The following is an 8,599-nucleotide window of genomic DNA, read 5'->3' as shown; positions in this document are numbered from 1 at the left end:
CCCGCCGCGGGGCCTAGCGGCGGTCAGCCTCGGGGCACGACGAGGGCCGTGGCGAGGGCGGCGATGCCCTCGCCGCGGCCGGTCAGGCCCAGGCCGTCGGTGGTCGTGCCGCTCAGGGCGACCGGCGCACCGGCGGCGGCGGCCATCGCCGCCTGCGCCTCGTCGCGGCGAGTCCCGATCTTGGGCCGATTGCCGATGACCTGGACGGCGATATTGCCGATCTCGTAGCCCGCCGCCCGGACCAGCCGGGCCGCCTCGGCGAGGAGAGTGGCGCCGGAGGCCCCGGCATACTCCGGGCGCGAAGTGCCGAAATGCGCGCCGAGGTCGCCGATCCCGGCCGCCGAGAAGAGCGCGTCGCAGGCGGCGTGGCAGGCGACGTCGGCATCGGAGTGCCCGTCCAGCCCACGCTCCCCCGGCCATAGCAGCCCGCCGACCCACAGCTCCCGCGGTGCGCCGTCCGGGGCGAACGCGTGCACGTCGACACCGATTCCAATCCGGGGGATGCCGCCCACCGCCGTGCTAAGTACGACGTTCGGCGCCTCAGAGCCCGCCGATCGTCGTACTTTGTGCGTCGCGGGTCCCTCCCCCACCGACTGCACGGCCCGAGTCAGATCGTCCGCGGTGGTCACCTTGAACGCCCTCGGGTCACCGGGCACCACCCGCACGGGTATGCCGAAGGTCTCGGCGAGCGCGGCGTCGTCCGTCGCGTGCACCCCGCTCGCATGAGCGACTTCCAGGGAGGCGCGGGCGAACCCTTGCGGTGTCTGGATGGTGCGCAAGGTCGACCGATCCGGCGTATGCCGAACAAACCCGCCCTCGTCGACCACCTTCACCGTGTCGACGGCCGGAAGCCCGGGGACCACGGCGGGATCGCCCGCGCGCACCGCCTCGATGACTCGCTCGAAGACCTCGACCGGAGTGAAGCACCGGGCCGCGTCGTGCACCAGCACGATGCCGATGGACTCCTCAAGAGCCGCCAGGCCGGCCCGGACGGAGTCCGAGCGCTCCCGGCCGCCGGAGACGACGACGACCGGGGGACCACTCGACGACGGGGAGGGACCCGCGTCGGGCGGGGGCGCGGCATACTCCCGGTGCAGTTGCTCGGCATAGTCGGCGGGAACGACGATCACGACCTGGTTGACGCCGGGCACCTGGCGGGCACCGTCGACGGCCCAATCGATAATCCGTCGACCGCGCACCTCGACAAAGGCCTTGGGGATCGCCGCGCCGAGCCGCGTCCCGGAGCCCGCCGCGACAATGACGACGCCGACACTGCCATGGGCAGTGCCGGCGTCGGTCACGTGAGGATGAAGCGGTGAATCAGGAGGCGAGCACGCCGTCGAGGATCGACTCGGCGTTGACCTCGTCGGTCTTCTCCGCAAGCGCGAGCTCGGAGACCAGGATCTGGCGCGCCTTGGAGAGCATGCGCTTCTCACCAGCGGACAGGCCGCGGTCCTTGTCACGGCGCCACAGGTCGCGGACGACCTCGGCGACCTTGATGACATCACCGGACGCGAGCTTCTCAAGGTTGGCCTTGTAGCGGCGCGACCAGTTGGTCGGCTCCTCGGTGTGCGGCGCGCGCAGCACCTCGAAAACGCGGTCGAGACCCTCTTGGCCCACGACATCGCGCACGCCGACGAGATCACAGTTCTCGGCCGGAACCTCGATGGTCAGGTCTCCCTGGGCTACCTTCAGTTTGAGATAGAGCTTTTCCTCGCCTTTGATGACTCGCGTCTTGATCTCTTCGATGAGTGCGGCCCCGTGGTGGGGGTACACGACCGTCTCGCCGACCTTGAAAACCATATGTTGTTAGCCCCTTTCGCGGCCCTCAGGATATCACGCACGCACGTTCGACCGGTGGTCGCGAAGGTCGGGCAGCCACGGCCGGGAGCGAGCCGCTACGCTGAACCCCGTGAAGGCGCAGACCACCTCCTCGACCCGTCGCCCCCGGGCCGCCGTCCTGGCTGCCGTGGCCGTCTCCGGAAGCATGCTGCTCTCGGCCTGCCAGGTGATATCGCCGCGACAGACCGACGTCATGTACGAGCCCTCCGACGGTGTCGCCGTCGACCTCGGGCCGGTCAAGGTCCGCAACCTGTTGGTCATCGCGGACGCGGCCGACGGCCCGGGCGTGATCAGCGCAGCCGTCGGTAACCCCAGCGACACCGACGCCGTCATCAGCTTCGCCGTGCAGGGCGGTGAGGCCCCGGTGCAGACCACCGTCCCCGCCCGCGGCACCGCTAACCTCTCCGTCGATGGCCCCAAGGTCTCGATCGCCAAGGTGCCCGCCGCCCCGGGCGCCGTCGTCACGCTGGTCGTCTCGACCCCCGCCGCCGGCCAGTCCCCGGTCACCGTCCCGGTCCTGCCCGCCACCGGGGTGTATGCCGATCTGAAGCCGGCCTCCTGACGCTGGTCAGTGAGCCTCGCCAGGGCTCCTCAGGCTTCGAATTTGTAGCCCAGCCCGCGCACGGTCAGGATGTGCACCGGCTCCTTCGGCTGGTGCTCGACCTTCTTACGTAGCCGCTTGATGTGCACGTCGAGCGTCTTGGTGTCGCCGACATAGTCCGAGCCCCAGATCCGATCGATCAACTGGCCGCGCGTCAAAACGCGCCCCTCGTTGCGCACCAAAAACTCCAGGAGCTCGAATTCCTTGAGTGGCAACGCCACCACCTCGCCGCGCACCATGACGACGTGTCGCTCGATGTCGATCGCAACCGGGCCGGCCGTCACGCTGTTGCCGACAAGTTCTTCCGGCTCGGTCCCGCGCCGCAACACCGCCTTAATTCGGGCAAGAAGTTCACGGGACGAATACGGCTTGGTCACATAGTCATCCGCGCCCAATTCCAGCCCGACCACCTTGTCGATCTCGCTGTCTTTGGCGGTCAACATGATGACGGGGACGTTGGATTTGGACCGGAGCACGCGGCATACCTCCACGCCGTCCATCCCCGGCAACATGATGTCGAGCAGGACGAGATCGGCGCCGGACTTGTCAAAAGAATCCAGCCCATCGGGCCCGGTCTCGGCGACATTGACCGCATACCCCTCCTTGCGAAGGACATAGGTCAGCGGCTCCGAGTAGGACGGCTCGTCCTCGATGAGGAGGATGCGAACGGCGGTCATGCGGCGGTTCCTTCCGGATGGGTCGTATGCCGGGTGGCGGCCCGGAGCTGGCCGGGCTCAAGGACGGGGAGTCGGATGGTGAAGGTGGAGCCTTGGCCCTGCTGACTCCACACCTCCACGTGTCCCCCGTGGTTGGCGCAGATGTGCTTGACGATGGCGAGCCCGAGGCCGGTGCCACCGGTGGAGCGGGAGCGGGCGGCATCCCCGCGATAGAACCGCTCGAAGATGCGTTCCTGCTCACCCGGGGGTATGCCGCGGCCCCGGTCCGTCACGGTGACCGTCGCCTCCGCGTCGGCGAGCCCGACCACGACCCCGACTTCCGTCGCGGGCGGGGAGTAGGCGATCGCGTTGCCGATGAGGTTGCGCACGGCGGTAACGAGGAGACCGAAGTCTCCGAACACCCATACGTCGGGATTGCTGCGCTCGGTGATGGCGATGTCCTTGGCGCCTGCCTCGATCTGGCTGACCTCGACGGCCTCGGCAACGACGTCGGCGAGCCGGACGGGCTCAGCGGCCTCCAGAACGGCGGCCGACTGGAGCTTGGAGAGGTCGACGATCTCCTTGATGAGCTTGCCCAATCGCGCCGCCTCCAATTGCATGCGCAGGGCGAAGCGCTCGGTCGCCTCCGGGTCGCCTTTGGCGTCGATGATCGCCTCGGCGAGCAGGGAGAGGCCGCCGACGGGGGTCTTGAGTTCGTGGGAGACGTTGACGACGAAGTCGCGGCGCACCTCCTCCACGCGGCGTGCCTGGGTGCGATCGTCGATGAGCAGGAGGACATGCGCGTCCAGAATCGGAGCCGCGCGCACGCTGACGAAGGCGGGCTGTCCGGTCTGCGGGCGGTGCAGGGTGAGTTCCTGCTCGCGGATGACCCCGTCGCGGCGCACGGCCCGGGAGAGATCGAGCAGGGCCGGATGCACGAGGCGGTCCCCCGCGACGAAGCCGTCGGCCACGGCCGTTGGGGAGTTGTTGACGACGCGCTCGGAGGCGTCGAGAACCAGTGCGCTGGAAGACAATACGGACAGGATCGCCGACGCGCCGTCAGGAATCACCGGAGCCGGTGGGAGGATCGGGTGGCGCTGCTCGCGTTCGGAGAGCCGAAGGCTGATCGCCGACAGGCCTCCCAGGGCGATGCCGACGCATCCCCCGAGAATCGCCGCGGTCGTCGCATCCACGCTCCCAGCGTAGGCGGTGGCCGCGGCCGTCTTGGGCGCGTTGGGGGCCCCGAACCGGCTTGCCCCACGTGGGCAGCCGGGAATTCACCTGTGGGTCGGCGGCCGTTCACCGGCCCGTGTCAGCCTCATCCGGCAACGTGCCCTCGGCTTCGTTAGGACAACTCATGCGCACGGCATTTATCGACGATCTGAACCGCGTGACCGACGGACTCGTCGACATGACGCGGCTGGCAGGCTCCGCGATCGGGCGCGCCAGCATCGCCCTACTCGACGGCGACATCCGCCTGGCGGAGGCGGTCATCACCTCCGACCGCGACATCGACCAGGCCCGCGAGGCCCTCGACCTGCTCGCCATCGACCTCCTCGCGCGGCAGGCGCCCGTCGCCACGGACTTGCGGGTCGTGGTGACGGCGATGCGGATGAGCGCCGACCTTGAGCGGATGGGTGACCTGGCCCGGCATGTGGCCAAGGTGGCCCGGCTGCGGTATCCCGACAGCGCGGTGCCGGCGGATCTGCGCGGTACGGTCGTGCAGATGGGCCAGGTCGCCGAGCGCATCGTGGCCAAGGCCGGCTCGGTCATCGCCTCGCGCGATCTGGAAGAGGCCCGTGCGTTGGAGCGCGAGGACGATGCGATGGATGAGTTGCACCGCGAGCTGTTCTCGCATGTGCTCGCGGACAACTTCGGGCACTCGACGCAGACGGCGGTCGACCTGACCCTGATCGGTCGCTACTACGAGCGGTTCGCCGACCACGCCGTCTCCGTCGCCCGCCGCGTGACCTTCCTGGTCACCGGCGACTACGACACGGTGGTCGACCGCGAGGACGAAGAGGACGCCGTCCTTACCTCCTGAGCCCCCTGTAGGTTTCCCGCCCGGTGCCGGAAACCCTTTGTGCCGGAAAGCTTCTGACACGAACAAAGGGTTTTGTCTCCCACACCAGGCACGCGTATGACGAGGCGCCCGGCCCGCGCGGCCGGGCGCCTCGTCATACCCGGGGCTCCTCCAAAGCCAAAGAAGAAAAGTCTGCGAGGCTCTCAACCTGCTGGCGCTCGACGGCGGCGTTGCCACCGATGCTCGTCGTCGCCGTCACCGCGCCGTATGCCGCCATGCTGATCATGACGTACATGGCGACGTTGCCGTTGCCGATCGTCTCGTCCTTGGCCGCGACGGTGGCGCCGAAGATGAGGTAGAAGAAGCTCGGCAGGACGGCGGTGAAGAACATCCCGGCCCAGTCGCGGGTGATCCGGCGCATCTCGAGCAGCGTGAAGGTGGCGTTCATCGGACGAGCTCCTCGTCGGGGGTCGTGGCCGAGCGGCCGGGGGTGGTGGCCGAGCGGCCGGGGGTCGTGGCCGAGCGGCCGGGGGTCGTGGCCGGACCGCCGGGGGCGTGGTCGTGGGTGTCGCCGGTCAGGGCCATGAAGGCCTGCTCGAGGCCGGCGGTGACGATCTCGAGGCCGGCGGTGACGATCTCGAGGTCGGTGCCGCCGAGCTCGAGCAGGAGCAGCCGCGCGACGGCGTCGGAGTCGGCGGCCGAGACGACGACGCGCGAGCCGCGCTCCTCGACGTCGCGGACGCCCTCGACGCGGCGCAGCGCCGCCACCGACTCGCCGAAGGAGCCGGCGGGGAGCGTGGCCGAGACGGTGCGGCCGCTCGCCTGCGAGCGGATCTCGGCCGTCGTGCCGTCGGCGACGATGCGGCCGCCGGCGACGAGGACGATGCGGTCGGCGAAGGCGTGGGCCTCGTCGAGGTAGTGCGTGGCGAAGACGACGGTGCGTTCCGCGCTCGCGTCGGCGTGCATCGTGTCCCAGAAGTCGCGCCGGGCCGTGACGTCCATGCCAGCCGTCGGCTCGTCGAGGACGAGCAGGCGGGGGTCGGGGAGCAGCGCGAGCGCGAAGCGCAGCCGCTGCCGCTCGCCGCCCGAGCACTTGGACACCCGGCGGTCGGCGAGCGTCCTCAGCCCGGCGCGGTCGATGACCTCGTCGACGGGGGTGTGGGAGGCGTACGTCGAGGCGATCATAGGCACCGTCTCGCGGACGGTGAGGTCGCGCAGGAGCCCGCCGGTCTGAAGCACCGCGGAGACGGCGCCGGAGACGACGGCCTCGCGGGGACGGCGCGGCGCGGCAGCCGCAGGCGTCACGTCCTGCCCGTGACAGGTGTCACGGGCGGCGCCGACCCGACAGACTGTGGCCATGGCCGACTTCGAGGTGCATCTCGACTCCCCGCTGCCCGCCCCCGAGGCGTGGCGGCGCATCCTCGACCTCACGGCGCACACCGCCGTCATCCCGCTGACGACCGTGACCGGTCAGGCCATGACGGCCGCCGAGCTCGTCGCCGGGTCGCGGTTCGTCGCCCGCACCGGCGTGGGGCCGGTGGGCTTCGACGACGTCATGGTCGTCGACGCCATCGAGGCGCCGACCGAGGCGTCGGCCGGGAGCGCGCGGATCCACAAGGAGGGCACGGTGGTCCGTGGTCGGATCGACCTGCTCGTCACCCCCACGGCCACGGGGTCGACCGTCGCCTGGTCGCAGCGCATCGGGGTGCGCGGGGTGCCCGCCCTCCTCGACCCGGTCGTCGCCAAGGTGGCCGGGGCGGCCTACGGCTCGACCCTCCGCAAGCTCCTGGCCCGCGGCTGACGGCGCCCCAGCCCCACCGTCAGCGCCAGCCGAGCTCGGGGGCCACGTGGGTCAGGAGGCTCTCGATGACGTGGGCGTTGTAGTCGACGCCGAGCTGGTTGGGCACGGTGAGCAGGAGCGTGTCCGCGGCCGCGATCGCCTCGTCCTCGGCGAGGTCACGGACGAGCTGGTCGGGCTCGCCGGCATACGTCTTGCCGAAGCGCGCCGTCCCGCCGTCGATGTGGCCGACCTGGTCCTGGCTGCCCGCCTCGCGCCCGAAGTACGCGCGGTCCGTGTCCGACACGATGGGGAAGACGCTGCGGCTCACCGACACCCGCGGCTCGCGCTCGTGCCCGGCGGCCTTCCACGCGTCGCGGAACCGCTGGATCTGCTCGGCCTGGAGGCGGTGGAACGGGACGCCGGTGTCCTCGGTGAGCAGCGTCGAGCTCATGAGGTTCATCCCCTGCTCGGCCGTCCACTCCGCGGTGGCGCGAGTGCCGGCACCCCACCAGATGCGGTCGCGCAGGCCGGGCGAGTGCGGCTCGATGCGCAGCAGGCCGGGCGGGTTGGGGAACATCGGGCGCGGGTTCGGCTCGGCGAAGCCGCGTCCGGTCAGGACGCTGAGGAGGACCTCGGTGTGCTGCCGGGCCATCGCGGCGTGGTCGCCGTCGGTGGGCTCGTAGCCGAAGTAGCGGTAGCCGTCGACGACCTGCTCGGGTGACCCACGGCTGATGCCGAGCTGGAGCCGGCCGCCGGAGATGAGGTCGGCGGAGCCGGCGTCCTCGGCCATGTAGCGCGGGTTCTCGTAGCGCATGTCGATGACGCCGGTCCCGATCTCGATCCGGCTCGTGCGCGCACCGACCGCGGCCAGCAGGGGGAACGGCGAGGCGAGCTGCCGGGCGAAGTGGTGGACGCGGAAGTACGCGCCGTCGGCCCCGAGCTCCTCCGCCGCGACGGCGAGGTCGATCGACTGGAGCAGGACGTCCTGCGCCGACCGCGCCTGCGAGTGCGGCGAGGGGTTCCAGTGCCCGAACGAGAGGAATCCGATCTTCTTCACGTGCGGTCAACACCGGGCGGGGCTCCGCTCTTCCCGCCGGCCGCAGTCCCTCGGACAATCCGGAAACCCTTGTGGCGCCGAACGACCCCCATGACGCGCCTACGACTTGCCCTCAGCGGGATCGTCGCCGCGATAGCCGGGATCGCCGCCGGTCACCTCGTGGCAGGCTTCCTCGCCCCTGCATCCTCGCCGGTGCTCGCCATCGGGTCGACGGTGATCGACCTGACCCCCACCCCCGTCAAGGAGTGGGCGATCGCGACCTTCGGCACCAACGACAAGCTGATCCTCCAGGGCTCGGTGCTCGTCGTGACGCTCGCACTCGCGGCCGTCGCCGGCCTCCTCGCCCGCCGACGTATGCCGCTCGCCGTCGGGTTCATCGTGCTGCTCACCGGCCTTGCCGGTGCCGCCGCGCTGCTCCGGCCCACGGCCCGCCCGCTCGACGCCCTGCCCGCGCTCGCCGCGATGGCCGCCGGGGTGGCGACGCTCGTCTGGCTCGTCCGTCTCGCCCGCCGTGCGTCCGGCGAGGCCGTGGCCAGGAACGACGAGGCGACCGTCGACGGCCCGCGCGGCTCGAAGATGACCCCCGCCGCCGACCCGACCGCCCGGCCCGGCACCGGCCGTCGCGGCTTCATCGGCGGGG

Annotated in this window: 10 protein-coding genes and 1 pseudogene; 4 read left to right on the top strand and 7 right to left on the bottom strand. The window is 70.7% G+C overall.

From position 1 onward, the window contains the following. Window positions 1-23: 23 nt before the first annotated feature. Both BN13_RS14960 and BN13_RS14955 read right to left on the bottom strand, forming a co-directional pair. The gene (locus tag BN13_RS14960) at window positions 24-1,301 is read right to left on the bottom strand and encodes a bifunctional 2-C-methyl-D-erythritol 4-phosphate cytidylyltransferase/2-C-methyl-D-erythritol 2,4-cyclodiphosphate synthase (RefSeq protein WP_048548027.1); all 1,278 of its coding nucleotides are present in this window, start codon (window positions 1,299-1,301) and stop codon (window positions 24-26) included. A 19-nt stretch (window positions 1,302-1,320) separates the two neighbouring features. Next, window positions 1,321-1,803 (bottom strand): CarD family transcriptional regulator, encoded by a 483-nt coding sequence (locus tag BN13_RS14955; protein ID WP_048548026.1) that lies wholly within the window; start codon window positions 1,801-1,803, stop codon window positions 1,321-1,323. A 109-nt stretch (window positions 1,804-1,912) separates the two neighbouring features. Between BN13_RS14955 and BN13_RS14950 the strand changes: the two genes are divergently transcribed. Then, window positions 1,913-2,404 carry a hypothetical protein gene (locus BN13_RS14950; protein WP_048548025.1) on the top strand — a complete coding sequence of 164 codons (492 nt, stop codon included), beginning with the start codon at window positions 1,913-1,915 and terminating at the stop codon, window positions 2,402-2,404. Between the two features lie 29 nt (window positions 2,405-2,433). Here the strand turns inward: BN13_RS14950 and BN13_RS14945 are convergent, their stop codons facing one another. After that, window positions 2,434-3,120 (bottom strand): response regulator transcription factor, encoded by a 687-nt coding sequence (locus tag BN13_RS14945; RefSeq protein WP_048548024.1) that lies wholly within the window; start codon window positions 3,118-3,120, stop codon window positions 2,434-2,436. Next, on the bottom strand, window positions 3,117-4,292 hold the full coding sequence (locus BN13_RS14940) for a sensor histidine kinase (protein WP_048548023.1): 1,176 nt from the start codon (window positions 4,290-4,292) through the stop codon (window positions 3,117-3,119). The genes BN13_RS14945 and BN13_RS14940 overlap by 4 nt, the downstream gene beginning before the upstream one ends. A 164-nt stretch (window positions 4,293-4,456) precedes the next feature. Between BN13_RS14940 and phoU the strand changes: the two genes are divergently transcribed. Continuing rightward, complete coding sequence (gene phoU, locus BN13_RS14935) at window positions 4,457-5,143, top strand: phosphate signaling complex protein PhoU (protein ID WP_048548022.1); 687 nt, start codon at window positions 4,457-4,459, stop codon at window positions 5,141-5,143. A 133-nt stretch (window positions 5,144-5,276) separates the two neighbouring features. Here phoU and BN13_RS14930 read toward each other — a convergent pair whose 3' ends face one another. Together BN13_RS14930 and BN13_RS14925 are read right to left on the bottom strand one after the other, a co-directional pair. After that, the gene (locus BN13_RS14930) at window positions 5,277-5,570 is read right to left on the bottom strand and encodes a hypothetical protein (RefSeq protein WP_201329101.1); all 294 of its coding nucleotides are present in this window, start codon (window positions 5,568-5,570) and stop codon (window positions 5,277-5,279) included. Further along, window positions 5,567-6,481, bottom strand: a complete 915-nt coding sequence (locus BN13_RS14925; protein WP_235434071.1) for an ATP-binding cassette domain-containing protein — start codon at window positions 6,479-6,481, stop codon at window positions 5,567-5,569. The genes BN13_RS14930 and BN13_RS14925 overlap by 4 nt, the downstream gene beginning before the upstream one ends. Here BN13_RS14925 and BN13_RS14920 point away from each other — a divergent pair. Further along, window positions 6,480-6,923 carry a hypothetical protein gene (locus tag BN13_RS14920; protein WP_048548021.1) on the top strand — a complete coding sequence of 148 codons (444 nt, stop codon included), beginning with the start codon at window positions 6,480-6,482 and terminating at the stop codon, window positions 6,921-6,923. The genes BN13_RS14925 and BN13_RS14920 overlap by 2 nt on opposite strands. A 19-nt stretch (window positions 6,924-6,942) precedes the next feature. Here BN13_RS14920 and BN13_RS14915 read toward each other — a convergent pair whose 3' ends face one another. Then, window positions 6,943-7,959: an LLM class flavin-dependent oxidoreductase gene (locus BN13_RS14915; RefSeq protein WP_048548020.1), complete on the bottom strand. Its 1,017-nt coding sequence runs from the start codon at window positions 7,957-7,959 to the stop codon at window positions 6,943-6,945. 90 nt (window positions 7,960-8,049) lie between these two features. On the opposite strand from BN13_RS14915, the pseudogene BN13_RS14910 reads away from it, so the two are divergent. Further along, window positions 8,050-8,599, top strand: a pseudogene (locus tag BN13_RS14910) (molybdopterin-dependent oxidoreductase); the annotation flags it as partial.

Source organism: Nostocoides jenkinsii Ben 74, assembly GCF_001046875.1.
Lineage (GTDB): Bacteria > Actinomycetota > Actinomycetes > Actinomycetales > Dermatophilaceae > Nostocoides_A > Nostocoides_A jenkinsii.
The sequence above is the reverse complement of the archived record's forward strand: the minus strand, read 5'-3'. Positions and strand labels throughout refer to the sequence as shown.